Below are 25,600 nucleotides of genomic sequence, written 5' to 3' on the forward strand. Positions count from 1 at the left end.
GACACTCCTCGATAGGGGACCTACTCCTTGAGCCCGCTCGCCGCGATCCCGCGGACGATGAACCGCTGGGCGACCAGGAACATCGCGACCAGCGGCGCGATGGTGACCAGAGCGCCGGCGAACAGCGCCGGCAGGTTGACCGATTGCGCGGTCAGGAACGTCGAAAGCGCGATCTGCGCGGTCCACGACGACGGGTCCTGCCCGATGACGAGGGGCCACAGGAACGCGTTCCAGCTTTCGATGAACATCAGCGCGCCGAGGGACGCGATCATGCTCCCCGAGTTCGGCAGGACCAGGCGCCGGTAGACGCCGAGGTGGCCGAGCCCGTCGAGCCGGCCGGCCTCTTCGAGCTCGACGGGGAACCGCAGGTAGAAGTTGCGGAACAGGATCACCGTGAACGCGCTGAACAGGTTCGGCGCGATGATGCCCCACTCCGTGTTGACCCCGCCCATCGAGCCGACGACGACGAACGTCGGCACGAACGTCACCGACTGCGGGATCATCAGCGTGACCAGCACGTACGTGAACACGGCACGACGCCCCGGGACGTTGATCCTGGCCAGCGCGTACCCGGCCATCGAGCCGAAGAGCGTGCCGACCGGTGCGGTCACCACGGCGATCAGGAACGAGTTCCCCAACGAGTGCGCCATGGGCACCGACGTGTCGGCGAACAGGTCGCCGAAGTTCACCCACGACAGCGGGTCCGGCAGCCACGACCAGTCCGGCGAGCCGACCTGCTGCCGGGTCATCAGCGCGTTGCGCAGCATGATGTAGAACGGCAGCAGGAAGATCACCGAAAGCACCGACGCGAAGACGTACTTCGGCGCCTTCCGGTAAACCGGGAGGACGGCCATCAGTCCTTCTTCCCGAAGCCGACGAACCGGCCCTGCAGCAGGGTGATCACGATGATGAGCACGGTGAGCAGGAACGCCCCCGCCGAGCCGACGCCGTAGTTCTGGTCGCCGAGCGCGGAGTCGTAGAGGTAGACGAGCGGCGGCTTCACCGGCGCGGTCGCCGTGCCGGAAAGCCCGGTGCCGAACAGGTTGTAGAACTCGTCGAACGCCTGGAACGCCGCAATGAGGATCAGCAGCAGCACCGCCACGGACGTGTTCCGCAGCTGCGGCAGCGTGATGTAGCGGAAGGCCTGCCACTTCGTCGTGCCGTCCAGCTCGCCGGCTTCGTACAGCGACGGCGGGATCGCCTGCAGCCCGGCCATGAAGAGGATCATGTACAGCCCGACCTGCAGCCACAGCCGCAGTGTCACGACCGCGACCCAGTACACCGGCGGGCTCGTCGTCGACAGCCACGGCACGGGATCGGCGCCGAACATTCCGCCGACGACGTTCGCGACGCCGGAGGGCAGCCCGTTGAACAGCGCCATCTTCCAGACCAGCGCCGCGACGACGTAGGACACCGCCGCCGGGATGAGGAACACCGTCCGGAAGAACGCCCGGCCGCGGCGGATGCTGTTGATCAGCACCGCCAACCCGAGCGACGCGACGAAGGTGATCGGCACGATGAAGACCGTGAAGATCGCGATCGTCGACAGCGACGTCAGGAAGGCGTCGTCGCCGAGCAGGAACGCGTAGTTGCCGAAGCCGATCCAGTGCCCGAGCGTGATGGTGCCGCGGGCGTCGTTGAAGCTGAGCAGGAAGCTCCAGCCGATGGCGACGTACTTGAACAGCCCCAGCCCGAGCACGACCGGGCCGGTGAGCACCGCGAACGCGCCGATCGCACGCCAGTCGCGACGCGGGCGCCGCTTCTTCGCCGGCGTCACCGGGACCGCCGGCGCCTCCACCACGGCCGTCATGCCAGCTGCTTGTCGACTTCGGCCTGCGCCTTCTTCGCCGCGTCGCCGAGCTCGGCGGCCGGGTCGGCCTGCCCGTTGGCGATCTTCGTCGCGGCCTGCAGGAACAGCGTCGCCGACGCCTTGTTCCACAGGCCCGAATAGGACTTGCCGAACTGCTGCGAGATCGTCACGGCGTCCTTCGCGGAACCGCTGGAGAACTCGGTCGTCCGCGCCGCGACCTCCTTGCGGGCCGGGATGTGGAAGCCGTACTTGACGCACCAGTCCTTCTGGAGGTCGGCGTTCTTGATCCACAGCCAGTCGATGTACTTCTTGACGGCGTCCAAGTTCGGCGACTTCGCGTTCGCGAGCTGGTACCAGCCACCCACCCGGGCGACCTGCTTGCCGGTGTCCCCGAACTTCGGCCACGCGACGACGCCGAAGTCGTCACCCAGCGCCTTCTTGATGTCCGGCAGCGACCACAGGCCGCCCCACTGCATCGCCGTGGCACCTCCGGTGAACGCGCCCGGGTCGGACCAGTCGGTCGGATAGCCCTGGAGCAGGCCGCCGGTGTCGTGCAGCTGCTTAAGCCCGCCGATCGCGGCGATCGCCTCGGGCGAGGCGAACGCGACCTTCTTGCCGCTCGAGTCGAAGAAGTCGCCGCCGGACGACCAGAGCAGGAGCGTCGCCGCTTCGCCGACGCCGTCAGTGCCGACGTACAGGCCCTTCTGCTTGCCGGTGGTCAGCTTCCGCGTCGCTTCGAGGAGCTCGGCGAACGTCCGCGGCGGCTGGATTCCCGCCGCCCGCAGGGCGCTCTTGCGGTAGTACAGCATCATGACGTCGTCGATCATCTTGACGCCGTAGACCTTGCCCTCGACGGTCGCGGTGTCCAGCGCGGCCGGGCTGAAGTCGGCTTTGACCGGGCCGACAACGTCGTCAAGCGGGGCGAGCAGGCCGTTCTTGACGTTCTGGTAGCGGAAGTCCCCCAGCTCGAACAGGTCCGGCGCCTGCGCGGTGAGCATCGCCGAGTTCAGCTTGGTCTCGTAGTCGCCGGCGATCCAGCTGACGTTGACCGCGATGTCCGGGTTGGCCTGGGTGAACTCCTGGGCGTACCGCTGGACCGCTTGCTGCGTCCCGGATTCGCCGTACGCGTGGTACCACTGCTGCAGCGTGGTCTTCGCCCCCGAAGAGGCGTTCTTGTTCAACGGGTCCGAAGTGCAGCCCGCGAGGGCCGCTCCCCCGGCGAAGAGGACGGAACCGACCAGGAAGCTTCGACGATTCAGTCTGAATGCCTCAGGGCTCACGGTGTCTCCTTAGACGCTGTCGAACACGAAAAGGCTCTGGACGGCGACGGCGGCGGCGCCCCGGGCCCACTCCTCGAACGGCAGCGGCCGGATGACCAGGCCACACCGGGCGGCGCTGCCGAACGCCTGGACCGCGAAGGTCCGGCGGATCTGCTCCTCGAACAGGTCGTAGGTGGCGACGCCTTCGCCCGAGACGACGACCCGTTCCGGGCCGAACAGGTTGACCAGCGCGGCCAGCCCGAGGCCGATCGCGTGGCCGGCCCCGGCGAACACCTCCCGCAGCGGCTCGTCGCCGCCGCGAGCGCGCGCCACGGCGTCTTCCATGGTCAGGGCGGGTTCCCCGGAGACGTCGCGGGCGCGCGTCAGGATCGCTTCGGTGGACGCGATCGCCTCGACGCAGCCCCGCCCGCCGCAATGGCAGGACGGGCCGCCGTCGGCGACCGGGACGTGCCCGATCTCCCCGGCGACGCCGTGCGCCCCGCGGACCAGGTCACCGTTCACCACGAGCGCGCTGCCGATGCCGGCGCCCACGGTGACCAGCGCGAACGACGACGTCCCGACCCCTTCCCCGAACCACTGCTCGGCGACGGCGAGGGCCTTGACGTCGTTTTCGAGGGTCACGGCCAGCCCGGTGGCGTCCTCGAGGAGTTCGGCCAGGGGGACGTCCCGCCAGCCGAGGAACGGGGAGTACCGGACGACGCCGGACGCCCGGTCGACGTCGCCGGACACCGCGACGCCCAGGCAGTAGGCGCGCTCGCGGAGGTCGCCGGACAGCAGCTCCCCGACGAGATCGGCCAGTGCGCGGACGACGTGCTCGACGTCATGGCCGCTCAGCGCGTGGTGGGCGCTGGCCCGGACGTCGGCGCGCAGGTCGGTGACCACGCCGATGAGGTCGTCGCCGGTGATCTTGACGCCGACGAAGTACTCGCGGTCCGGGCGGATCGCGAGGGGGTTCGCGGGGCGGCCGGCCCCGGGGGCGGTGCGGCCTCCGGAGGCGAGTTCTTCGAGGTAGCCGGCTTCGATGAAGGGCCGCGCCGCCTTGGTGACCGCGGCGGAGGAGAGCCCGGTGCGGCGGGCGACGTCCACGCGCGAAACCGGCCCCTCGGTCAGGACCGTGGTGAACACGGTCGCGGCCGCGGGACTGGTGATCGGCGCCCTTGCCGGTGCACTGCGAGGCATGGCCGGAAGGGTAGAGAGATTTAATTAACTTCGTCAAGAATTTATTTCTGTGCTGGTCAGCTCTACGCTGTCGGGCATGTCGCTCGTCGAACACGACCCCGCGCACCGGCTCTGGCTGCTGCGCACCCCCGAAAGCTCGTACGCCTTCCGGCTGGACGCCGACGACCGTCCGCGGCACGTCCACTGGGGCCCGCCGCTGACGCTCGCCCAGGCCACGCAGGTCGCCGCGCGCCGCAACCCGGCCGACAGCAGCTTCGACGAGCCCGGGGACGAGCGGCAGGAGCTCCCCGCCGAGGGCGGCGCGTTCTTCGGCGTCGCGGCACTGGCCGTCCGGTACGCCGACGGCACTTCGGCGCTCGAGTGGCGCTACGACGGCTTCGCGCTCGAAGACGACACGCTCGTCGTGCAGCTCACCGACCGGCACTACCCGCTGGAGCTGTCCCTGCACTACCGCCTCCGCGGCGACGTCGTCGAGCGCTGGACGTCACTGCGGCACACCGGTTCGGCGGAGCCCATCGCGTTGCTGCGCACGGATTCCGCGTCGTGGACACTCCCCCGGCGCGACGGCGTGCGGCTGAGCCGGACCTCCGGCGCGTGGAGCGCCGAGTACGGCCTGCTGCGGGAACCCCTGCCGGTCGGCGAAACCACGCTCACCAGCCGTCGAGGCGCCTCCAGCCACCAGGTCAACCCGTGGGTGATGCTCGACGCGGGCGACGCGACGGAGACCGCCGGCGAGGTGTGGAGCAGTGCGCTGACGTGGAGCGGGAGCTGGCGGATCACCGTGGAGCGCACGCACACCGGCCGCGTCACGTGGACCGGCGGGTTCGGGCACGAGCACGTCACCTGGCGGCTGCGGCCGGGCGAAACGTGGGAGACGCCGGTGTTCGCCGGGCTCTACGCGGCCGACGGCTTCGGTGGCACGAGCCGGCGGTGGCACGCCTACGTCCGCGAGTTCGTCCAGCCGCACCCCGATGAGCTGCGGCCGGTCGTCTACAACTCCTGGGAAGCGACCGGCTGGGACGTCGACGAGCGAACCGAAACCGAACTGGCGGCCGCGGCGGCTCGCGTCGGAGCCGAGCTGTTCGTCATGGACGACGGCTGGTTCGGCGCCCGCACCGGCGACTCGGCCGGGCTCGGCGACTGGACCGCCAACGAGCAGCGCTTCCCGGACGGGCTGGGGCCGCTGGCCGACGCGGTCCACGCGCACGGGATGCGGTTCGGGCTGTGGGTCGAGCCGGAGATGGTCAACCCGGACAGCGACCTCTACCGCGCGCACCCGGACTGGGTGCTGCACATGGCCAACCGCGAGCGCACGACGTTGCGCAACCAGCTCGTGCTGAACTTCGCGCGGCCGGACGTCGCGGACTGGGCCCACAAGTGGCTCGACCGCCTGGTCGGCGAGCACGGCATCGACTACCTCAAGTGGGACATGAACCGCGCGTTCACCGAGGCGGGCTGGCCGGAGGCGGGTCCGGACGCGCACCGGCTGTGGGTCGGCCACGTCCAGGCGGTGTACGCGATCCTGGACCGGCTGCGCGCCGACCACCCGGACCTGCGGATCCAGGGGTGCGCGGGCGGCGGCGGGCGCACCGACCTGGGAATTCTCGCGCGCACCGACGAGATCTGGGCGTCGGACAACACCGACGCCGCCGACCGGATCACCATCCAGCACGGCTACGGCCAGCTTTACCCCGCGGGCACGATGTCGGCCTGGGTGACCGACAGCCCGAACCCGGCCACGAAGCGGGCAGCGCCGCTGAGCTTCCGGTTCCACGTGGCGATGGCGGGCGTGCTCGGCCTGGGCGGCGACCTGCCGCGCTGGACGCCGGACGAACTCGCCGAAGCAGCGTCCCTCGTGGCGCTGTACAAGGAGATCCGGCCGGTGGTGCAGCACGGCACGCTGTATCGGCTGGCGGATCCGGCGGTCTCGGCGCTGACGGCGGTGCAGTACGTGCTCGGCAACGACGTGGTCGTCTTCTTCTGGCGGCGGCCGACGGAGTTCGCGCGGCCGTTCACCCCGCCGCGGCTCGCCGGGCTGGATCCGGCCGGGTTGTACCGCGACCAGGACGGCGTCGGGCACCACGGCGCGGTGTTGCTGAGCCACGGCCTGGACGTCGATCTTCCCGGCAGCGGGTACGCGAGCGCGGTGGTGCGGCTGACGCGGGTGGGCTGAAATGTCGGTGACATCTGGGGCTTCGCCCCAGGTCGGGGGCTCCGCCACCCGAACCCCCGAAAACCGTCGGTGCCGTGACCTAGTCTGTCGGGGTGGCCAAGATCGCGGTGACCCGATGGATTCCCGACGACGCGGTGAAGCTCCTCGCCGAGGCAGGCGAGGTGGAGGTCTCCCCCGCCGATCGTCCACTGACGCCTGCCGAGCTGCACGAGTTCGCCGGCGGCGCGTCGGCCGTGGTCGGGATGCTGCACGACCGGCTCGACGGCGCGCTGGCCGACGCCGCCGGTCCCGGGCTGAAGGTGGTCGCGAACGTCGCCGTCGGGTACGACAACGTCGACGTCCCGGCGCTGGCTTCCCGTGGGATCGTCGTCACCAACACCCCGGGCGTGCTCACCGACGCCACCGCCGACCTCGCCTTCGGGCTGCTGCTCGCCGTCACGCGGCGCCTCGGCGAAGGCGAACGGCTGCTGCGCTCCCGCACGCCGTGGTCGTTCCACCTCGGCTTCCTGCTCGGCTCCGGGCTGCAGGGCAAGACGCTCGGCATCGTCGGGTTCGGGCAGATCGGGCGGGCGATGGCGAACCGGGCGTCGGCCTTCGGGATGTCCGTCGTCTACTCCGGACGGTCCAAAAAGGACACCAACGCCGAGTTCGTGTCGTTCGAGGAACTGCTGGCGCGCTCGGACGTCGTTTCGCTGCACTGCCCGCTGACGCCCGGGACGCGGCACCTCATCGACGCCGCCGCGTTGCGGGCCATGAAACCCGGCGCGTACCTGGTGAACACGACCCGCGGCCCGGTAGTCGACGAAGCCGCGCTGGCCGACGCGCTGGAAGCCGGGGAGATCGCCGGTGCCGCGCTCGACGTGTTCGAAAAGGAACCCGAGGTCGAACCGCGGCTGCTCGGCCGCGACGACGTCGTGCTCAGCCCGCACCTGGGCTCGGCGACGGTCGAGACCCGCACCGCGATGGCCGTGCTGGCCGCGCGCAACGTCGCGGCGGTGCTCGCCGGGCGTCCCCCGCTGACGGAGGTGAAGCCGTGACCCGTGTCGTCATCGCGCCCGACAAGTTCAAGGGCAGTCTCACCGCGGTCGAGGCCGCGGAGGCGATCGCGCTCGGCGTGCGCGATGCCTTGCCGGACGCGGAAATCGTCACCTGCCCGGTCGCCGACGGCGGCGAAGGCACCCTGGACGTGCTGGAGGCCGCGGGCGCGCGGATCGTGCGGCTGGCGGTCCGCGGGCCGCTCGAGGAGTCGGTGCAGGCGCGGTACGCGGTGTTGGACGGCACGGCGTACATCGAATCCGCGCGCGCGTGCGGCATCGAATTCGTCGAACCCTCGCCGGCGACGGCGCTGGCCGCGCACACCTGGGGCGTCGGCGAGCTGCTGGCGGACGCGCTGATCCACGGCGCGCGGCGGCTCGTGCTCACGGTCGGCGGCACGGCCAGCACCGACGGCGGCGCCGGGATGCTGGGAGCGCTGGGCGCCGGCGTGCTCGACGCGTTCGGTGCGCCGGTCGGCCTGGGCGGCGGCACGCTGACGCGAGTGGCGTCGACGGAGCTGACGCCGGTGCGGGAGCGGCTGGCGGGCGTGCGCGTGGCGGTCGCGACCGACGTGACGAACCCGCTGCTGGGCCCGGACGGCGCGGCGGCGGTGTTCGGGCCGCAGAAGGGCGCCGGACCTTCGGAGGTGGCGCTGCTCGACGAGGGACTGGGCCGGTGGGCCCACGCGCTGCAGGTGGGCGGCGCGCCGGACGTCTCGCGGGTGCCAGGATCGGGCGCCGGCGGCGGAGTGGCGGCGGCGGCGATCGCGCTCGGGGCGGGTGTCGAGTCCGGGTTCGATCTCATCGCCGGGCTGACCGGGGTCGACCAGGCGCTGGACGGCGCGGACCTCGTGATCACCGGCGAGGGATCACTGGACGAGCAGAGCTTGAACGGCAAGGCCCCAGCGGGCATCGCCGACCGGGCGCGGCCGCGCGGGGTGCCGCTGCTGGCGCTGGCGGGCCGGATCCAGCTCGACGCGGCGGGGCTGGCGCGGCTGGGTGTGGTGGGGAGCAGCGCGTTGATCGATCACGCGCCTTCGCTGGACCACGCTCGCCGTCATGCGGCGGAGTTGCTGCGGGTCCGGGCGGCGGCGCTGGTTCGCGCTTGGCGAGGGGGGTAGCGCGGGAGAGAAGAGATTCGCGCGGAGGTCGCGCACACCGGCCTGGCCGGCGAGCCCGCATGGGAGGGCGCGAGACTGCTTCGCGCTCGGGCGGATCACGGTTCGCAGCGGTGGCCGCGCACCGATGCCGTCGGTGGCCGCGGCGTCGAGGGCGCTAGCGAACGGACCTTCCGCACCCGAGAGGCGAAAGGCCCGTCCGCCGCGGTCAGCTCGTGTGCTGGGGCAGCACGGCGAACGCCACGCCGCCCGCTTCGTCCTCTTGGACGTCGAGCACCTTGTCGTCCAGCAGCGCGGCTGCCTGGGGCTCCAGGAACACCTTCGGTCCCTGGTCCTCCCCCAGCACGCTGTCGCCTTCTGCCGGCTCGGGGGCCACCGACAGCGCCAGCTGGGCGCTTTCGCCGTCGGCGTTCTGGACCGCCAGGCGGAGCCCGGCGTCACCCTCCCCCTGGCTCGTCAGGGCGGTGATCGCCTCGGCGGCGGCTTCGGTCACGGTCAGCATCTTCGGCCTTCCCTTCGTCGCGGTCCGATGCACTGGTGCCCCACGCTAGGGGCGCCCGAACGGACGTGCAGTCTGAGCGGATCAGCCCTGGCGGGCGGCGCGAATGGCGTCCGCCACCGACTCGCCGGCGTAATCCGGCCGGGCGTCCACCCCCGGGCTGGAATGGCGGCGCGCCACGGTTTCCTCCGGGGCCACCGGCTCGAAGTCCGGCGGCGCGTCCTCGATCGTCTCGTCGAGTTCCGCCGCCGGCGTCGCCGCCAGCGGGCGCTCCGGGACCGGCTCCGGCTCGGCGTCCGGTACCTCTTCGGCCAGGCGCTGGTCCATCGGCTCGCCTTCGCGCATCTCCCGGGGCGTGGTGCCGTAGCGGTTCGCGGCACTCCAGTGCTCGGGCGGCTCGACGCCCTCTTCGAGCGGGTCGACGCGCAGTTCGTCCTCGTCCAGCGCCTCGCTGGGGCTCAAGCTCTGCGGTTCGGCCGAGTCACGGTCACTCACTGGCCCTCCTGGCGCGTCGGAAATTTCCCGTCGCCGGTGACCTACCCCGGCCGGCGGGGCGGCGAAACCCCGCGGTGTCGCCGGGATCACATTTCTTCAACCGGTTTAACACATTCACAAGTTTGTGAACGCGAGGTAGGTTGGGATCATGGCCACCACCAGGTGCGCACCGGAGCACCGGCTGCTCGCCACCGATCCGGACCGCCACCACGAGCTCGGCACGCACGCGGCGTGGTACGTCGTGGCCGGCGTGGTCACCACCGGCCTGCAGGCCGCCCTGTTCCTCCTGCTGCGCGACGAGCTCGGCTCCCAGGTGGCGAACCTGGTCGCGATCGCGCTCACCACGGTCGGGAACACCGAGTTCCACCGCCGCGTCACCTTCGCCGGACGTCCCAGCAACGCCGGGAAGCGGCACCTGCAGGACGTGCTCACCTTCGCCTTCTACGCCCTGTACGGCTCGGCCGTGCTGGCCGTCCTCGACGCCTTCGTCGACCGGCCGACGTCGTGGGAGGAAACCGGCACGCTGCTGCTGGCCAGCCTGGTCGGCGGCTTCGTGCGGTTCGCCGTGCTGCGCTGGTGGGTCTTCGCGCACCGCACCGGACCGGCCGCGGCCGCCCACACCGGCTAGCGTCTGCGGGCGTGGCGTCGGACGACATCAAGCCCCACTCGGGCGGCACCGAACCGGACTACCGCTTCACGCTGGCCAACGAACGCACCTTCCTCGCCTGGCTCCGCACGGCCCTCGGCCTGCTCGCGGGCGGGGTGGCCGTGCACCAGCTGGTGCCGTCGCCGGCCGCGGCGAGCGCGGTGCTCGCCGGGCTGTGCGTCGTGCTGGCCGCCGTCCTCGCCGCGACCGCGTACCCGCGGTGGCGGCGGGTGCAGATCGCGATGCGGGCCGGGGAGCCGCTGCCGCCCAGCCGGATGATCCTGGGACTGACGGGCGGCCTGCTGGCCCTCATCGTCGCCGCGGCCGTGCTGCTGGTGGTCTCGTGAGTGACACGGAAGGCTGCGGACGGTGACGGCTCCGAAATCCGGTCCGGCCGCCCGGTCTGCCCGCCGAGCCGGACGCCCCGGCCCGGACGAAGGGCCTCGCCGGAAGCGAATACCGCCGGTTCGCGATTATCGTGACGTCAAAAATGCCGACAAGCGGCTCGAGGGCCGGCCGTGACCACCCCCGCCGGCGCCCAGGCCGAGCGCACCGGGCTCGCCTGGCGGCGGACCGCACTCTCGTCCGCCGCCTGCACGGTACTGCTCCTGCACGCCGCCGCCCAGCGCCATTGGGGTGGCTCCCTGGTCCCCGCGTTGCTGGCTGCCGGGACATCCGCCCTGCTCGCGGCCATCGGAATGCACCGCGAACGAGCTTTGCGCACCGCCGAACCGGGGCCGCCAAGCCGCGTACTGCCCGCGATCGCGTCGCTGGCCGTGACCGTCACCGCCGCTTCCGTGGTCGTCTTCCACTGACGAGTGAACTCGGCACATCCTGAAACCGATTAATCGCAATGTGCGCGGCAGGGTCGCGGGAACATCACGGTCGATACTGCTAACGGGGTATTGGTCGTTGAAATCTGGACTGACCCGCCTGGAGGTGCTTACGATTACCCTGCGTCGCACGGACCGCAGATGCGCCCCGATCATCCGGAGCATCTGCGATGGATCAGTTACGGAGTGTTGAACCCCCGGCAGCGACGGTCGAGGGTCGGCCGGGGAGACGACCATGACAGCACCGCCGAGGACCACCGAACAATCCGCTTCGAGCCTTCGCGATTATCGCACCCCAGAGACTTTGCCCCGCCCAGGCGGACGGCTCACCAAGGAAGACCTCGACCCCCTCGTCAAGGACGCGGGCGAGGGCAACCCGGCGGCGATCCACTCGCTGCTGCAGATGATCGAGCCGGTGGTGGTCCGCTACTGCCGCGCGCGCATGGGCGGCCGCGACCTCTCCTACCTCTCGGCCGACGACGTCGGCCAGGAGGTCTGCCTCGCCGTGCTCAAGGCCCTGCCCGACTACCAGGACCGCGGCGGTTCCTTCCTCTACCTGGTCCACGCGATCGCGGCCAACAAGGTCGCCGACGCCTACCGCGCCGTCGCCCGGGACCGCTCCGAGCCCGTCCCCGAACTCCCGGAGCGCCCGCTGCTCGCCGGCAACGAGCCCGAGAGCCACGCGCTGCACCTCGACCTGGGCGCCCGCCTCGGCCGGCTGCTCGCCTCCCTGCCCCGCGTGCAGCAGGAGATCCTGACCCTGCGCATCGCCGTCGGTTTCTCGGCGACCGAAACCGCCGAAGCCCTCGGGATCTCCGCGGGCAACGTCCGCGTGACGCAGCACCGGGCCCTGACCCGGCTGCGCGGCATGATCCGCGACGAAGAGTTCTGACAAGCCCGCTTTCCCGCGGCGGGCGGGGAGACTTCGTTTACCCCCTGGAGGAGGTTTCCCCGCCCGCATCCAGCCCGTACGTCGTGCGGGCGTTCTCCTCGAACACGGCCAGGCGCTCGGCGTCCGACAGCGAGCCCGTCAAGGCGATCGCCGCGTCGAGGACCAGCTCGTAGGACGCCGCCAGTTCGCAGACCGGCCAATCCGAGCCGAACAGCAGGCGCTCCGGGCCGAACACGTCGAGGACTTGGTCGACGTACCGGCGCAGGTGCCCGACCTCCCAGCCCGACCAGTCGGCCTCGGTGACCAGGCCGGACAGCTTGCACACGACGTTCTCGCGCGCCGCCAGCGCGGCCACGCCGGACGCCCACGGCTCCCACTCCCCCGCCGCGATCGGGGGCTTCGCCGCGTGGTCGAGGACCAGGCGCAGCTGGGGCAGGCGCAACGCCACCTCGGCCGCCGCCGGCAGCTGCGTGGGTCGGACCAGCAGGTCGAACGCCAGCCCCGCCGCCGCCACGGTGCTCAGCCCGGCGACCACCTCCGGCCGCAGCAGCCAGTCGTCGTCCGGCTCGCCCTCGACCTGGTGCCGGATCCCGACCAGGGGGCCGTCGAAGGCGGCCAGCCGGTCGGCGACGTCCGGAGCCGTGAGATCCACCCAGCCGACCACGCCCGCGATCACCGGCTCCGCCGCCGCGGTCGCGAGGAACTCCGCCGTCTCCTCTTCCGACGGCACCGTCTGGACCAGGACGGTCGCGTGCACGCCCGCGGCCTTCGTCACCGCGCGCAGGTCTTCGACCGTGTACGGGCGGCGGATCGGGTCCATGGCCTCCCCCGCCATCCACGGGTACTCGCGCCGCGAGGGGTCCCACAGGTGGTGGTGCGCGTCGATCATGAGACTCCTTCGGCGATGACGACGTCGGCGCGCAGCAGTCCCGCGTCGGCCAGCTCGGTCCACAGGGCCGGCGGTACGACCGCCCGCGCCCGCCGCGCGTTCACGCTGACCTGCTCCGGATCATGCGCGCCGACGACCACCGACGCCACCACGGGATGGGCCATCGGCAGCGCCAGCGCCGCTTCCGGCAGCTCGACACCGTGCCGCGCGCAGATCGCCGCGATCCGCCCGGCCCGTTCGACCAGCTCCGCCGGCGCTTCGGCGTAGTCGTAGACCCGGCCCGGTTCGGCGGTCGCCAGGATCCCGCCGTTGAACGCGCCCCCGACGACCACGCGGACGTCCCGGTCGGCGCACAGCGGGAACAGCTCGTCCAGCGCGGGCTGGTCGAGCAGCGTGTAGCGGCCGGCCACCAGCAGGACGTCCAGGTCGGTATGGCGGACGAACTCGGCCAGCATCGGCGCCTGGTTCATCCCGGCCCCGAACGCCCCGATCACGCCCTGCTCCCGCAGGTCCCGCAGCGCGGGGAAGGCACCGCGCAGGGCGTCCTCGAAGTGGTCGTCGGGGTCGTGGACGTAGACGATGTCGATGCGGTCCAGCCCCAGCCGGGTCAGGCTGTCGTCGATCGAGCGCAGGACGCCGTCGCGGCTGAAGTCCCACCGGCGCCGGTACGCCGCCGGCACGGCGAAGCCCTGGTCGTCCTGGGTGCCGGCGCCGCCGGGGTTCGGCTCCAGCACGCGGCCGACCTTCGTCGAGAGCACGTACTCGTCCCGCGGGTACGAGTTCAGCGCGGCGCCCAGCCGGGCCTCCGACAGGCCGAGGCCGTAGTGCGGCGCGGTGTCGAAGTAGCGGACACCCTCGTCCCACGCGCGCCGGACGGTCGCGGCCGCCGTCTCGTCGCTGATCGCGTGGTACAGGTTGCCCAGCTGCGCGCAGCCGAGCCCCAGCGGGGACAGGGAGAGTTCCAACGCGGTCACTCCTTCACCGGCGGTTTCCGGACCGGTCCGAGGCCGGTGTCGTCGCCGGAGCAGTCGTCTTCGAGGACGTGGAACGGGTCGAGTCCGTTACGCCGGGTCCGCCGGGAGGGGATACCGGCTTGGCGCGAAGCCACCCGTTGTGGTGTGCGCTGGTGGGTCATCGCCCCTTCCCCGGCCGGGACATGGCACGCTGGGGAGGACCACCGAAACATCCGAGGTCTGTTGCAGGGAGGGCGGACGCGATGCCCGTCACCGATGTCGCGATCGACAAGATCAAGGACATGATCATCACCGGCGAGCTGGCGCCGGGCGACCGGCTGCCGAAGGAGGCCGAGCTCGCCCAGCGGCTCGGGCTTTCGCGCAGCTCCCTGCGGGAGGCGGTCAAGGCGTTGTGCCTGATCAGGGTGCTCGACGTCCGCCAGGGTGACGGCACGTACGTCACCAGCCTCGAGCCCAACCTGCTGCTCGACGCCATGACGTTCGTGGTCGACTTCCACCGCGACGACACCGTGCTCGACTTCCTGGCCGTGCGCCGGATCCTGGAGCCCGCCGCGACCGCGCTGGCCGCGCTGCACATGAGCGACGCCGACATCGCGGAGCTGGGCACCCTGCTCAGCGAGCTGGAGGACTCGCCGACCGTGGAAGCGCTGGTCGCCAACGACCTGCAGTTCCACCGCAAGATCGCCGACGGCTCCGGCAACCCCGTGCTCTGCTCGCTGCTCGACAGCCTCTCCGGGCCGACCGCCCGGGCCCGGATCTGGCGCGGCCTCACCCAGGAGGGCGCGGTCGCGAAGACCCGCGAGCAGCACACGGCGATCTACGAGGCCATCGCCGCCCGCGAGCCGGAACTGGCCCGGTCGTGGGCGACCGTGCACGTCGCCGGCGTGGAGCAGTGGCTGCGCAACGCCCTGGGCACCGCGGACGACCCGACAGTGCCCGACGAACCCGCCGCCGAAGCTTCCTAGCCGCACACTCACCTCCCCGCCCGTCGTGAGTGGTAAGGCGGGTTAGAACCCGCCTTACCACTCACGACCGCCGCAGCAGACTCGGAACACGTCGGATCTTCACGGGGTGAGCGTCAGGTCTGGGGCTTTCCGCCCGCGTACCGGGCGATGATCAGCGCGACCAGGATGATGGCGCCGTAGATCGCCCCCTGCCACTCCGCCGTGACGTGCGCGTAGTTGAGCAGGCTGGACACCGACGACAGCAGCAGGACGCCGGTGAGGGCACCGACCAGGGTGCCCTTGCCGCCGTCGAGCGAGACGCCGCCGATCACCGCGGCCGCGAACACCTGCAGGATCATGCCGGATCCCTGGTTCGCGCCCAAGGCCCCGACGTAACCGGTGTAGGCGAGGCCGCCGATCGCGGCGAGGATCCCGGCGACGACGAACACCGCCCACGCGATCCGGTCGACGCGCACGCCCGCCGCCCGCGCGGCTTCGCGGTTGCCGCCGATCGCGTACAGCGCGCGGCCGACGCGGTGGTAGCGCAGCACCCAGCCGGCGACCGCGAACAGCAGCGCCGCCAGCCACACCGACATCGGCAGCCCGAGGAACGTCGTCGTGGCCAGGTCGGTGAACGAGTCCGGCAGGTTGAACAGCGTCTTGCCCTTGGTCGAGCCGACCTGGACCCCGCGCAACACGGTGAGCATGGCCAGCGTGACGATGAAGGCGTTCAGCTTCAGCTTCACGATCAGGAAACCGTTGACGAACCCGACCAGCGCCCCGCACAGCGGGATCACCAGCAGCCCGATCGCGGCCGGCAGTTCGACACCGAAGCCCGCCGACGCCGCCGGGATCACGACCATCGCGCCCAGCGCGGGCGCCAGGCCCATCGTGGATTCCAGCGACAGGTCGAACTTCCCGGTGATCAGCACCAGCGACTCGCCCAGCACGACCAGCGACAGCGCGGCCGACGCGGTCAGGATGCTGACGATGTTGCTCCAGCCGACGAAGGTGTCGTCGACCAGGCCGCCGATGACGAACACCACGACCAGCGCCGGCAGCAGCGCGAGTTCACGCAGCCAGACGGCCTTGCGGCGGCGGGGTGGGGCGGGCAGCTCCGTCTGCGGAGAGGTCATCACGTCGGTCACGAAAGCTCGACTCCTTCGATGTCGGCCACGAGGTCGCCGTCGGACCACCCGGCCTGGTGTTCGGCGACCACGGCCCCGGCGCGCAGCACCAGGACCCGGTCGCTCAGGCGCAGGTCGTCGAGCTCGTCGCTGACGATCAGCACCGCCTTGCCCTCGGCGCGCACCCGGTCGACGACCGCGAGCAGCGCCTCTTTCGACTTCACGTCCACCCCGGCCGTCGGGTTGATCAGCACGACCACCCGCGGGTCGCTCAGCAACGCCCGCGCCAGCACGACCTTCTGCTGGTTACCGCCGGAGAGGTCGGAGACCGGCTGTTCGGCACCCGCGGCCACGATGTCGTAGTCCTTCAAGGCCTGCGACGCCTTCGCGTGCCGCTTGGCCGGGGACGCGATCCCGCCGCGGCCCAGCTTGTCCAGGATGGACATGGTGGCGTTGTCGGCGATCGAGTGCGTCAGCACCAGGCCTTCGTGGTGCCGGTCGCGCGGCACGCACCCGATCCCGGCCCGCAGCGCCGCCGGGATGTCGCCCGGCCGCAGCGGCGAGCCGTCGACGCGGATCGTGCCCGCGGAGGGCGTCCGCAGGCCGTAGACCGTCTCGGCGACCTGGTGCTTCCCGCTGGCGTTGCTGCCCGCGAGCCCGACCACCTCGCCGCGGCGCAGCCGGAAGGAGACGTCCCGGAAGCTGTCGCCGGACAATCCGTCCACCGAAAGGATCTCCGCGGCATCAGCTTCCAAGGACTCCCGGGAAGCGGCGTCCCGGACCGACAGACCGCCGGGTTCGCCCGTCATCGCGTCGACCAGCTCGGCCTTGCCGACCTCGGCCACCGGGGCGGTGAGCACGTGCTTCGCGTCGCGCAGCACGGTCACCGCCTGGCAGACCTCGTACACCTCGTGCAGGTGGTGCGAGATGAACAGGAACGTCACCCCGCCCGCCTGCATCTGGCGCATCCGCTCGAAGAGCCGCTCGATGGCCTGGCTGTCCAGCTGCGCGGTCGGCTCGTCGAGGACGATGAACCGGGCGCCGTAGGACAGCGCGCGGGCGATCTCGACGAACTGCCGGTCCTCGACCGAGAGGTCCCCGGCCGGGGTGTCGACGTCGACGTGCACGTCCCACGAGTCGAGCAGCTCGCGGGCCTTGCGCCGCAACGACTTCCAGCCGATCGAGAACCCGCCTCCCGCCTGCCGGTTGAGGAACAGGTTCTCGGCCACGGTGAGCTGCGGGACGACCATCGCGTGCTGGTACACGCAGGCGACGCGCGCCTTCCAGTCGTCCTGCTTGGTCAACGGCGGGGCCGGCTCGCCGCCGAACTCGACGTGCCCGGTGTCCGTGGCGGACAGCCCGGTGAGGATGGTGACGAGCGTCGACTTGCCGGCCCCGTTGCGCCCGACGAGCGCGTGTGACTCGCCGGGGTGCACGGTGAGACTGACGTCGTGCAGCGCCACGGTGGGGCCGTAGCGCTTTCCGACTCCTACGGCGCTGACCACCGGGACGGCGGATTCGCCGGCGGGCAGCGCGGTCACAGGTTGTTCCCCCAGAGGGCCTTGTCGTCCACATTGGCCTTGGTGATGACGGGCGCGGGCAGCTGGTCCTCGAGGATGCCGGGGCTGATCTCGACGATGGTGCTGTCGTGGTCGGTCGGGCCCGGCTTGAACGTCTCGCCCGCCATGGCCTTCTTCAGCCAGTACAGGCCGTACTTCGCGTAGGCGTCGGCCGGCTGGGACACGGTGGCGTCCAGCTCGCCGGCGCGGATCGCGGCCAGTTCCTGCGGGATGCCGTCGTTGGAGACGAGCACGATGTGCTTCGGGTCCCCGACCGGGAAGAACAGGTTCTTGCGCTTGAGGGCCTGCTCGGTCGGGGCCAGGTAGACGCCGCCGGCCTGCATGTAGACGCCCTTGATGTCCGGGTTCGCGGTCAGCATGCTGTCCAGGCCGGAGGACGCCTTGTCGGCCTTCCACTCGGCCGGGATCTCCAGCACCTGGATGCCGGGGTACTTGGCCTTCATGCAGTCGCGGAAGGCTTCCGAGCGGTCGCGGCCGTTGACCGACGCGAGGTCGCCCATGATCTGCACGACCTTGCCGGACTTGACCTTTTCGCCGATCGCTTCGCAGGCCTTGGTGCCGTAGGCCTTGTTGTCGGCCCGCACCACCATGGCGACCTTGCCGCTCTCGGGGGCGACGTCGACCGCGACGACCGGCACGCCCTTGTTCTCCGCCTGCTTGAGCCCGGCGACGATGGCCGCCGAGTCCAGCGGCGTCACGACCAGGCCCTTGACGCCCTGGTTGAGGAAGGTGCCGATGTCGGTGATCAGCTTCGCGGGGTCGCTGTCGGCGTTGACCGTCGGGAGGACGTCGACGCCCTCTTCCTTGGCCATCTTCGGCACGTAGTTGTTGTAGGCCTGCCAGAACGGCGAGGTCAGCAGGGGCAGCGTGGCCCCGACCTTGCCGCCGGCGCCGCCGCCCGGGGCGGGCGCCGCGGCATTGTCCTTGGTGGACCCGCAGGCGGCCAGTACCAGGCCGCAGACGGCGGCCGTGGCGGCCACTTGGATCACCCTGTTGTGAAAGAGCACAGCGCGCACCGCATCCTCCTTGATGACAGCGGAAATCAAGTCTTGTTAGTCGTGGTGAACGGGACCGCGAGGACGCAGGCCGTACATGCCGCCGTCGACCGCGAGCGCGGTGCCGGTGGTCGAGGCGGAGAGGGGACTGGCGAGGTAGGCGATGGCGTTCGCGACCTCGTCCGCGGTGACCAGCCGGCCCATGGGCTGGCGGGCCGCGAGGGCCGCGCGTTCGGCCGCCGGGTCGTCGGCGGCGTCGAGCAGCCGGCCCACCCAGGGGGTGTCCGCCGTCCCGGGGCACACGCAGTTGACGCGGATCCGGTCGGGCAGGTGGTCGGTCGCCATGGCCAGGGTCAGCGAGAGCACCGCGCCCTTGCTGGCCGAGTAGAGCGCGCGGTTGGGCAGGCCGGCCCAGGCCGCGATGGAGCAGGTGTTGACGATCGCCGCGGACGGCGAGTTCTTGAGGTGCGGCAGCGCGGCCCGGGCGAGCCGGACCATGCCGACGACGTTGACGTCGAACACGCGGTGCCACTCGTCGTCGTCGTTGGCGGTGACGTCGCCCTGCGCGCCGATTCCGGCGTTGTTGACGAGGATGTCGAGGCGCCCGAAGCGTTCGATGACGGCGTCGATCGCCGAGCGGACTTCGTCATCGGAGGAGACGTCACAGCGGATACCGTCGTCGCCCGGTTTAAGGTCGAGGGCCGCCACCTGGGCGCCGCGGTCGGCCAGCAAGGTCGCGACCGCCTTGCCGATGCCCGAGGCGCCTCCGGTGACGGCGGCCACCAGGCCCTCGAATTCACTCACTTGCGGTCTCCGTCCACTCGGGACCGTCCGGGAAGCGGAACCGGCGCAGCGTGGCGTCGTGCATGCGCGCGGAAAACCCGGGGGCGGTCGGGGCGAGGTAGTGGCCGCGCTCGACGACGGCCGGGTCGGTGAAGTGCTCGTGCAGGTGGTCGACCCACTCGATGGAGCGGTCCGCGTCGGTGCCGGACACCGCCACGAAGTCGAACATCGACAGGTGCCGCACGAGCTCGCAGAGCCCGACGCCGCCGGCGTGCGGGCACACCGGGACGCCGAACTTGGCGGCCAGCAGCAGGATCGCGAGGTTTTCGTTGAAGCCGCCGACGCGGGCGGCGTCCAGCTGCAGCACCGAAATCGCGTCCGCCTGCAGCAGCTGCTTGAACACCACGCGGTTCTGGACGTGCTCGCCGGTGGCGACCTTGATCGGCGCGAGGGCCTTCGCGATCGCCGCGTGCCCGAGGACGTCGTCGGGCGAGGTCGGCTCCTCGATCCAGTACGGGTCGAACGGCGCCAGCGCGGTCATCCAGGTGACCGCGGCGGAGACGTCCCAGCGCTGGTTGGCGTCGACGGCGATCCGGATGCCGTCACCGACCGTCTCGCGCGCCAGCTTCATCCGGCGGACGTCGTCCTCGAGGTTGCCGCCGACCTTCAGCTTGATCATCTCGAAGCCGTCGGCGACGGCCTGCTCGGCCAGCCGCACGAGCTTGGCGTCCGCGTAGCCGAGCCAGCCGGGGGACGTGCTGTAGGCGCGGTAGCCGTTCGCCTGCAGCTGCTTCTCCCGTTCGGCGCGGCCGGGTTCCGCGCGGCGCAGGATGTCCAGGGCCTCGGCTTCGGTGAGCGCGTCGGTGAGGTACCGGAAGTCCACCAAGGACACCAGTTCTTCGGGGGTCATCCGCGCGGCGAACTGCCAGACCGGCAGGCCGGCGCGGCGCGCGGCGAGGTCCCAGGCGGCGTTGACCACCGCCCCGACGGCCATGTGCGCGACCCCCTTTTCCGGGCCCAGCCAGCGGAACTGCGAGTCGCCGACGAGCGTGCGCGACAGGTCGCCGAGCGCGGCCGCGTCTTCCGGGACCTCGCGGCCGACGACGTGCGGGGCCAGCGCGCGGATCGCGGCGGCCTGGACGTCGTTGCCGCGGCCGATGGTGAACGCGAGGCCGTAGCCGTCCGGGCCGCCGTCGGCGTGCAGCACCACGTACGCGGCGGAGTAGTCCGGGTCGGGGTTCATCGCGTCCGAGCCGTCGAGCTCCTTCGACGTCGGGAACCGGACGTCGAGGACCTCCATGCCGATGATCTTCGCCATGGTCAGGCCTGCCTCGCGGTCTGGCGCTGCCGCCCGAGACCGTCGATCTCGAGTTCGACGACGTCGCCGTCGCGCAGGTACGGCTTCGGGTCGGGCTGCCCGAGCGCGACGCCCTCCGGGGTGCCGGTGTTGATCAGGTCGCCCGGCCGCAGCACCATCACCTGGCTCAGGTGGTGCACGATCTCGGCCACGCCGAAGATCATGTCCTTGGTGGAGGAGTCCTGCTTCTTCTCGCCGTTGACCCACAGCCGCAGGCCGAGGTCCTGCGGGTCGGGCACCTCGCTCGCGGGGATCAGCGCCGGGCCGAGCGGGTTGAAGTTCTCGCAGGACTTGCCCTTGTCCCACTGGGCGGTGCGGAACTGCAGCGCGCGCTCGGAGACGTCGTTGGAGACGACGTAACCGGCGACGTACTCGAGGGCTTCGTCGACGCTTTCGAGGTAGCGCGCGGTCTTGCCGATGACGACGCCGAGCTCGACCTCCCAGTCGGTGCTGACCGACCCGCGCGGGATGAGGACGTCGTCGCCGGGGCCGACCACGACGTCCGGCGCCTTCATGAAGACGACCGGCTCGGTGGGCGGCGTCGCGCCGGTTTCCTCGGCGTGGCGGCGGTAGTTCATGCCGATGCAGACGACCTTGCCGGGCTGGGCGATCGGCGAGCCGACGCGCAGCCCGGTCTCCGAAGCGGCCGGCAGCTCTCCCGCGGCGAGCGCGGCGGCGGCGCGCGCGATCCCGTCCGCGGCGAGGAAACCGCCGTCGATGTCGGCGGTGAGGCCGCCCAGTTCGTAGGTCGTGCCGTCGCCGGCGCGCACGAACGGACGCTCACTCCCCGGCTCCCCGAGACGCAGCAGCTGCACGGATGTTTCCCTTCACCCACACCGACCAGACATCCGATGTATATCGCAGTCGAGACCGTCAATCCAGAGCCATCGCCGAATCGGTCGCAAAATTGATCGGATCAGTGTCGGCGCATGGTCGGGTGAGCACGGGGTGTCACCAGTCACAGCCGGAATAGCGCCGGGGCGCTCCCCGCTGGTCCCGGAGAGGGAACGAAGGGACGTGCATGACCACCACGGCGGAACGTACCGCGACGAGCCGGCGGGCGCAGCTGAAGTTCGTCCTCGTGCTGGGTGGCCTCACCGCGTTCGGGCCCCTGTCGATCGACATGTACCTGCCCGCGCTGCCCCGGATGGCGGCCGACCTGCACGCGACGGACAGCACGGTGCAGCTGACGCTGAGCGCGTTCATCGTCGGGCTCGCCCTGGGCCAGCTGGTGCTCGGCCCGCTGTCGGACGCGCTGGGCCGCCGCCGCCCGCTGCTCGCGGGGCTGGCGCTGTACGTCGTGGGCTCGGTGCTGTGCGCGGTGAGCCCGGATGCCTGGCCGCTGGTCGCGGCGCGGTTCGTGCAGTCCCTCGGCGCCGCGGCGGGCATCGTCATCGCCCGCGCCACCGTGCGCGACCTCTTCGAAGGCACCGCGATGACGAAGTTCTTCTCGACGTTGATGCTGGTCAGCGGCCTGGCGCCGATCCTGGCGCCGCTGATCGGCGGGCAGCTGCTGAACTGGACGTCGTGGCGCGGGGTGTTCGTCGTGCTGACGGCGTTCGGCGCGCTGCTGCTGGCCGTGGTGGTGTTCTTCCTGCCGGAGCCGTCGGCCGCGCGGTCTCCGCTCCGGCTCGGCCCGGTGCTGCGGACGTACGGTCGGCTGGCGCTGGACCGGTCGTTCGCCGGCTACGCGCTGGCGTCGGGACTGCTGTTCGCGTCGATGTTCGCCTACATCTCGGGCTCGTCGTTCGCGCTGCAGGGCGTGTACGGGCTCAGTCCGCAGGCGTACAGCGTGGTGTTCGGGGCGAACGGCGTCGGGATCGTGCTGGCGGGCCAGCTCAACGGCCGCCTGGTCGGCCGGATCCGGGAGCGGGCGCTGCTGCGGTCCGGCCTGCTGCTCGGCGTGACCGGCGGCGCCTTGGTGCTGGCTTCGGTGCTCTTCCGGGCGCCGCTGGCGCTGCTCCTGGTGTCGCTGTTCCTGCTGGTGTCGAGCATCGGCCTGGTGATGCCGAACGCGAGTTCCCTGGCGCTGGCTTCGCACGCGCGCTCGGCCGGGGCGGCTTCGGCGCTGCTGGGCGTGCTGCAGTTCGTGGTAGGCGCGGTGGCGACGCCGCTGGTCGGCCTGGGCGGGCCGGGCACGGCGGTGCCGATGGCCGCGACCATGGCCGGGTTCGCGGTGCTGGCCCTGGTGGCCTACCTGGTCTTGACGCGCCCGGCTCCAGTGCTCGTGAGTGGTAAGGCGGGTTAGAACCCGCCTTACCACTCACGAGGGGGTGGACAGGAGGCGTTCGAGCTCGTCGCCCGCCGGTTCGTGGCCGGCGTCGGCGATCCGCTGCAGCTGCAAGAGGTCTTTCGCGGCGACCGCCCGGCGGGTGAGCAGCTCGCCGGCGTGTTCGCAGCCTTCGTCCAGCAGCTCGCTCAGCTCCTCGACGTCCCCGCGGGCGTCGGCGAGGTCGGCCAGCCGGTCGAGCGCGGTCTCGTTGCCCTCGTCGGCCAGCGCGCGCAGGGTTTCGTGATCGGTCATGCGGCCAGCATGCAACCTTGCCCCTGGGGCAAGGTCAAGTGCGAGGATGGCCGGGTGCTCACCATCGGACAGCTCGCCGGGTACGTCGGGGTCACGGCCAAGACGATCCGCGTCTACCACGCGAAGGGCCTGCTCCCCGAGCCGGAACGCGACAGTTCCGGGTACCGCCGGTACCGCGCGTCCGACGCGGTCGAGCTGATCAAGGTCCGCACGCTCGCCGAGGCCGGCGTCCCGCTGGCCCGCATCCGCGAACTCCGCGCCGGCGACGGGCTCGCCGCGGCGCTCCGGCAGATCGACGACGACCTGGCCGCCCGGATCGAGGCCTTGCAGGCCACCCGCTCCCGCCTGCGGCGCCTGGCCGGCGGCGACCTTTCGCCCCTGCCGGACGAGGTGGTGGCCTACCTCGGGCGGCTGCCGGGCCTCGGGTTCAGCGAGCGGTGGATGACCCTGCAGAACGACTTGTGGCTACTGGTCTTCGCCACCCACCCGGAGACGGCCCGCACGAACTTCCGCGACCAGTCGGCGATGCTGAGCGACCCGGTGTTGCTCTCCCTGGTCCTCGAGTACGACCGGATCCACGACCTCGACCCGCACGACCCGCGCGTCGAGGCGCTGGCTTCGCGGCTCGTCGCCGCGACCCGGGCCCGGTACGGCGCGGACCTGCCTTCTTACGAGCGGGGCTCCGCGATCCCGGCGCTGGTGCAGGGTGCGGTCAACGCGTCGTCACCCGCTTGGCGCCGGCTCGACACCCTGCTGCGCGAACGTCTCAGGTCAGCGACGCCAAGTCCGCCGTCCTGAGCTGTTCCGCCGTCACCTTCGTGCGGCCGTCGACCAAGGCACCCAAGGCATCCCCGTCGTCCCACATGTTCACGTTCATCGCCGCCGCCACTTCGCCCTCGCGCAGCCAGAACGCCGTGAACTCGCGGGACGCCAGGTCGCCGCGGATCACCAGTTCGTCGGAGGCCGGGTCCGCCAAGCCGCGGTACTCGCAGCCCAGGTCGTACTGGTCGGTGAAGAAGTACGGCGAGGCCAGGAACGGCTCGTTCTCGCCCAGCAGGTTCCGCGCCACGTGCGTGCCCTGGTCCTTCGCGTTCGCCCAGTGCTCCACGCGGACGCGCCGCCCGTACCGCGGGTGGAAGTGGGCCGCGATGTCGCCCACCGCGTAGACGTCCGGTGCCGCCGTGCGCAGGCCCGCGTCCACCGCCACCCCGCCGTCGTCCGCCAGCTCCAGGCCCGCCGCGTGGGCCAGCTCCACCCTCGGGGCCGCGCCGACCGCGATCAGGACCACGTCCGCCGTCAGCTCTTCGCCGCCGCTCAAGCGCACGCCGCGGACGCCGTCCGGGCCGCCCGTGATCTCCGCGACCTGCTCGCCCAAGCGGTAGTGCACGCCGTTCGAGACGTGCAGGTCGCGGAACACCCCGCCGACCGTCTCGCCGACCACGTTCGCCAGGGGCACCGGCACCGGGTCGACGACCGTCACCTCCGCGTCGTGCTTCCGGGCCGCCGCGGCCGCTTCGGAGCCGATCCAGCCGGCACCGACGATCACCACGCGCTCGGCCGCGGCGAACGCCGAACGCAGCTTGAGCGCGTCGTCGAGGGTGCGCAACGTGTACAGCCCGGGCAGGTCGCCGCCGGGCACCGGCAGCGGGCGCGGCCGGGAGCCGGTCGCCAGCACCAGCCGGTCGTAGCGATGCTCGCCGCCCGCGTCGTCGAGCACCAGCCGGGCGCCGAGCTCGAGCCGGGTCGCCGTGACGCCGGCGCTGAAGCGGATGTCCTTCTCGGCGTAGAACTTCTCTTCGTGCACCCAGTCGGGCTCGTCGGCGTTGCCCAGCAGCACGCCCTTCGACAGCGGCGGCAGCTCGTACGGACGGCGCGGATCCGAGCCCATCAGCAGGATTTCGCCGGTGTACCCGCGTTCGCGCACCGCGGCCGCCGCGGACGCCCCACCCAGGCCCGCACCGACGATGACGATCTTCCGCGGTTCCGACATCCAGACCTCCCGGGGACGGCTCGTGCCCCGGGACGCTACTCCCGAACCGGCCGAGCCACGACCGGAGTTACGCCGAAAACCCGCGAAGCGCAAGACAAAACCCGCGAGTAGGCAGATCGGGTGAACCCGCGTCATAGCTCCGCCGGCGGCCGCTCCCACCCTCGCACGAAGCACGACCACGACAAGGGAAGCGGAGGGCGGCGACCATGAGTCGGGGCGAATGGTCGATCGGCTGCCGGGATCTGGCCGGCAGGCGCAGGGATGTGACGGTGTTCGTCAGCAACGACAAGGTGGTGCTGGTCGCGCCGCCGGGCGAAGCGGCGGTGCTCGGGCCGCTCGACGTCGGACGGCTGCGGGCCGCCCTGCGCGACGCCGTCGTCGCGACGGCCGACGAAGAAGAAAGCTAGCCGGGATCGACCCCGGCAATACTGACAACTACCGTTCCTACTTTGCAGTAGGTTAGAGTCCGTCCCGACTG

General features: G+C 71.5%; 28 protein-coding genes. 11 read left to right on the top strand and 17 right to left on the bottom strand.

Annotated features, from left to right (window positions below; all coding sequences use genetic code 11):
- Window positions 1-20: 20 nt before the first annotated feature.
- Genes AB0M30_RS16120 through AB0M30_RS16135 form a run of 4 tightly spaced genes read right to left on the bottom strand, consistent with a single transcriptional unit; the run spans window position 21 to window position 4,269 of the window.
- On the bottom strand, window positions 21-854 hold the full coding sequence (locus AB0M30_RS16120) for a carbohydrate ABC transporter permease (protein ID WP_364584700.1): 834 nt from the start codon (window positions 852-854) through the stop codon (window positions 21-23).
- On the bottom strand, window positions 854-1,810 hold the full coding sequence (locus tag AB0M30_RS16125; protein ID WP_364584702.1) for a sugar ABC transporter permease: 957 nt from the start codon (window positions 1,808-1,810) through the stop codon (window positions 854-856). Before AB0M30_RS16125 ends, AB0M30_RS16120 begins: the two co-directional genes overlap by 1 nt.
- On the bottom strand, window positions 1,807-3,090 hold the full coding sequence (locus AB0M30_RS16130) for an extracellular solute-binding protein (RefSeq protein ID WP_364584704.1): 1,284 nt from the start codon (window positions 3,088-3,090) through the stop codon (window positions 1,807-1,809). The genes AB0M30_RS16125 and AB0M30_RS16130 overlap by 4 nt, the downstream gene beginning before the upstream one ends.
- A gap of 9 nt (window positions 3,091-3,099) precedes the next feature.
- Window positions 3,100-4,269: an ROK family protein gene (locus tag AB0M30_RS16135; protein ID WP_364584706.1), complete on the bottom strand. Its 1,170-nt coding sequence runs from the start codon at window positions 4,267-4,269 to the stop codon at window positions 3,100-3,102.
- A gap of 76 nt (window positions 4,270-4,345) precedes the next feature.
- Here AB0M30_RS16135 and AB0M30_RS16140 point away from each other — a divergent pair, with 76 nt between their 5' ends.
- The 3 genes from AB0M30_RS16140 to AB0M30_RS16150 all read left to right on the top strand — a co-directional run bounded on the left by AB0M30_RS16140 (window position 4,346) and on the right by AB0M30_RS16150 (window position 8,597).
- The gene (locus tag AB0M30_RS16140; RefSeq protein WP_364584708.1) at window positions 4,346-6,442 is read left to right on the top strand and encodes an alpha-galactosidase; all 2,097 of its coding nucleotides are present in this window, start codon (window positions 4,346-4,348) and stop codon (window positions 6,440-6,442) included.
- Between the two features lie 92 nt (window positions 6,443-6,534).
- A complete protein-coding gene (locus AB0M30_RS16145) occupies window positions 6,535-7,479 on the top strand; it encodes a D-glycerate dehydrogenase (RefSeq protein ID WP_364584710.1) in 945 nt (314 codons plus the stop codon).
- A complete protein-coding gene (locus AB0M30_RS16150) occupies window positions 7,476-8,597 on the top strand; it encodes a glycerate kinase (RefSeq protein ID WP_364584712.1) in 1,122 nt (373 codons plus the stop codon). The genes AB0M30_RS16145 and AB0M30_RS16150 overlap by 4 nt, the downstream gene beginning before the upstream one ends.
- Window positions 8,598-8,802: 205 nt before the next feature.
- Here AB0M30_RS16150 and AB0M30_RS16155 read toward each other — a convergent pair whose 3' ends face one another.
- Both AB0M30_RS16155 and AB0M30_RS16160 read right to left on the bottom strand, forming a co-directional pair.
- On the bottom strand, window positions 8,803-9,096 hold the full coding sequence (locus AB0M30_RS16155) for an iron-sulfur cluster biosynthesis family protein (protein ID WP_103337426.1): 294 nt from the start codon (window positions 9,094-9,096) through the stop codon (window positions 8,803-8,805).
- A gap of 81 nt (window positions 9,097-9,177) precedes the next feature.
- Entirely contained in the window at window positions 9,178-9,588 is a 411-nt protein-coding gene (locus AB0M30_RS16160; protein ID WP_364584714.1) for a hypothetical protein, read from the bottom strand.
- Window positions 9,589-9,736: 148 nt separating this feature from the next.
- Here AB0M30_RS16160 and AB0M30_RS16165 point away from each other — a divergent pair, with 148 nt between their 5' ends.
- The 4 genes from AB0M30_RS16165 (at window position 9,737) to shbA (ending at window position 11,959) form a co-directional block, all read left to right on the top strand.
- Window positions 9,737-10,216: a GtrA family protein gene (locus AB0M30_RS16165; RefSeq protein WP_364584716.1), complete on the top strand. Its 480-nt coding sequence runs from the start codon at window positions 9,737-9,739 to the stop codon at window positions 10,214-10,216.
- Window positions 10,217-10,227: 11 nt separating this feature from the next.
- The gene (locus tag AB0M30_RS16170) at window positions 10,228-10,581 is read left to right on the top strand and encodes a DUF202 domain-containing protein (protein ID WP_364584717.1); all 354 of its coding nucleotides are present in this window, start codon (window positions 10,228-10,230) and stop codon (window positions 10,579-10,581) included.
- A 171-nt stretch (window positions 10,582-10,752) separates the two neighbouring features.
- Window positions 10,753-11,049 (top strand): DUF202 domain-containing protein, encoded by a 297-nt coding sequence (locus AB0M30_RS16175; protein WP_364584719.1) that lies wholly within the window; start codon window positions 10,753-10,755, stop codon window positions 11,047-11,049.
- A 322-nt stretch (window positions 11,050-11,371) separates the two neighbouring features.
- Complete coding sequence (gene shbA / locus AB0M30_RS16180; RefSeq protein ID WP_364584721.1) at window positions 11,372-11,959, top strand: RNA polymerase sigma factor ShbA; 588 nt, start codon at window positions 11,372-11,374, stop codon at window positions 11,957-11,959.
- A 37-nt stretch (window positions 11,960-11,996) separates the two neighbouring features.
- On the opposite strand, the gene AB0M30_RS16185 is transcribed toward shbA, so the two are convergent.
- The 3 genes from AB0M30_RS16185 to AB0M30_RS16195 are packed head-to-tail and all read right to left on the bottom strand — an operon-like array spanning window position 11,997 to window position 13,983.
- Window positions 11,997-12,848 (bottom strand): amidohydrolase family protein, encoded by an 852-nt coding sequence (locus tag AB0M30_RS16185; RefSeq protein ID WP_364584723.1) that lies wholly within the window; start codon window positions 12,846-12,848, stop codon window positions 11,997-11,999.
- Entirely contained in the window at window positions 12,845-13,813 is a 969-nt protein-coding gene (locus AB0M30_RS16190; RefSeq protein WP_364584725.1) for an aldo/keto reductase, read from the bottom strand. The genes AB0M30_RS16185 and AB0M30_RS16190 overlap by 4 nt, the downstream gene beginning before the upstream one ends.
- 5 nt (window positions 13,814-13,818) lie before the next feature.
- Complete coding sequence (locus AB0M30_RS16195) at window positions 13,819-13,983, bottom strand: hypothetical protein (RefSeq protein WP_364584727.1); 165 nt, start codon at window positions 13,981-13,983, stop codon at window positions 13,819-13,821.
- An 81-nt stretch (window positions 13,984-14,064) separates the two neighbouring features.
- Between AB0M30_RS16195 and AB0M30_RS16200 the strand changes: the two genes are divergently transcribed.
- Window positions 14,065-14,787, top strand: a complete 723-nt coding sequence (locus tag AB0M30_RS16200; protein ID WP_364584729.1) for a FadR/GntR family transcriptional regulator — start codon at window positions 14,065-14,067, stop codon at window positions 14,785-14,787.
- Window positions 14,788-14,900: 113 nt separating this feature from the next.
- On the opposite strand, the gene AB0M30_RS16205 is transcribed toward AB0M30_RS16200, so the two are convergent.
- The 6 genes from AB0M30_RS16205 to AB0M30_RS16230 form a co-directional block, all read right to left on the bottom strand.
- Entirely contained in the window at window positions 14,901-15,914 is a 1,014-nt protein-coding gene (locus AB0M30_RS16205; protein ID WP_364584731.1) for an ABC transporter permease, read from the bottom strand.
- Window positions 15,911-17,434, bottom strand: a complete 1,524-nt coding sequence (locus AB0M30_RS16210) for a sugar ABC transporter ATP-binding protein (RefSeq protein WP_364584733.1) — start codon at window positions 17,432-17,434, stop codon at window positions 15,911-15,913. The genes AB0M30_RS16205 and AB0M30_RS16210 overlap by 4 nt, the downstream gene beginning before the upstream one ends.
- Window positions 17,431-18,462 carry a sugar ABC transporter substrate-binding protein gene (locus AB0M30_RS16215; protein WP_364584735.1) on the bottom strand — a complete coding sequence of 344 codons (1,032 nt, stop codon included), beginning with the start codon at window positions 18,460-18,462 and terminating at the stop codon, window positions 17,431-17,433. The genes AB0M30_RS16210 and AB0M30_RS16215 overlap by 4 nt, the downstream gene beginning before the upstream one ends.
- Window positions 18,463-18,525: 63 nt before the next feature.
- Window positions 18,526-19,272 carry an SDR family oxidoreductase gene (locus tag AB0M30_RS16220; RefSeq protein ID WP_364584737.1) on the bottom strand — a complete coding sequence of 249 codons (747 nt, stop codon included), beginning with the start codon at window positions 19,270-19,272 and terminating at the stop codon, window positions 18,526-18,528.
- Window positions 19,265-20,569, bottom strand: coding sequence for an enolase C-terminal domain-like protein (locus AB0M30_RS16225; protein WP_364584739.1), 1,305 nt, complete (start codon window positions 20,567-20,569; stop codon window positions 19,265-19,267). The genes AB0M30_RS16220 and AB0M30_RS16225 overlap by 8 nt, the downstream gene beginning before the upstream one ends.
- Window positions 20,570-20,571: 2 nt before the next feature.
- Window positions 20,572-21,423 carry a fumarylacetoacetate hydrolase family protein gene (locus AB0M30_RS16230; protein ID WP_364584741.1) on the bottom strand — a complete coding sequence of 284 codons (852 nt, stop codon included), beginning with the start codon at window positions 21,421-21,423 and terminating at the stop codon, window positions 20,572-20,574.
- A gap of 206 nt (window positions 21,424-21,629) precedes the next feature.
- On the opposite strand from AB0M30_RS16230, the gene AB0M30_RS16235 reads away from it, so the two are divergent.
- Entirely contained in the window at window positions 21,630-22,856 is a 1,227-nt protein-coding gene (locus tag AB0M30_RS16235; protein ID WP_364584743.1) for a multidrug effflux MFS transporter, read from the top strand.
- 15 nt (window positions 22,857-22,871) lie between these two features.
- Here AB0M30_RS16235 and AB0M30_RS16240 read toward each other — a convergent pair whose 3' ends face one another.
- A complete protein-coding gene (locus AB0M30_RS16240; RefSeq protein WP_364584745.1) occupies window positions 22,872-23,132 on the bottom strand; it encodes a hypothetical protein in 261 nt (86 codons plus the stop codon).
- 54 nt (window positions 23,133-23,186) lie between these two features.
- On the opposite strand from AB0M30_RS16240, the gene AB0M30_RS16245 reads away from it, so the two are divergent.
- Window positions 23,187-23,930, top strand: coding sequence for a MerR family transcriptional regulator (locus AB0M30_RS16245; protein WP_364584747.1), 744 nt, complete (start codon window positions 23,187-23,189; stop codon window positions 23,928-23,930).
- Here the strand turns inward: AB0M30_RS16245 and AB0M30_RS16250 are convergent.
- Window positions 23,899-25,122 carry an FAD-dependent oxidoreductase gene (locus tag AB0M30_RS16250; RefSeq protein WP_364584749.1) on the bottom strand — a complete coding sequence of 408 codons (1,224 nt, stop codon included), beginning with the start codon at window positions 25,120-25,122 and terminating at the stop codon, window positions 23,899-23,901. The genes AB0M30_RS16245 and AB0M30_RS16250 overlap by 32 nt on opposite strands.
- 206 nt (window positions 25,123-25,328) lie before the next feature.
- On the opposite strand from AB0M30_RS16250, the gene AB0M30_RS16255 reads away from it, so the two are divergent.
- On the top strand, window positions 25,329-25,529 hold the full coding sequence (locus tag AB0M30_RS16255) for a hypothetical protein (RefSeq protein WP_013223722.1): 201 nt from the start codon (window positions 25,329-25,331) through the stop codon (window positions 25,527-25,529).
- Window positions 25,530-25,600 lie beyond the last annotated feature (71 nt).

Source organism: Amycolatopsis sp. NPDC051716 (assembly GCF_040681595.1).
Lineage (GTDB): Bacteria > Actinomycetota > Actinomycetes > Mycobacteriales > Pseudonocardiaceae > Amycolatopsis.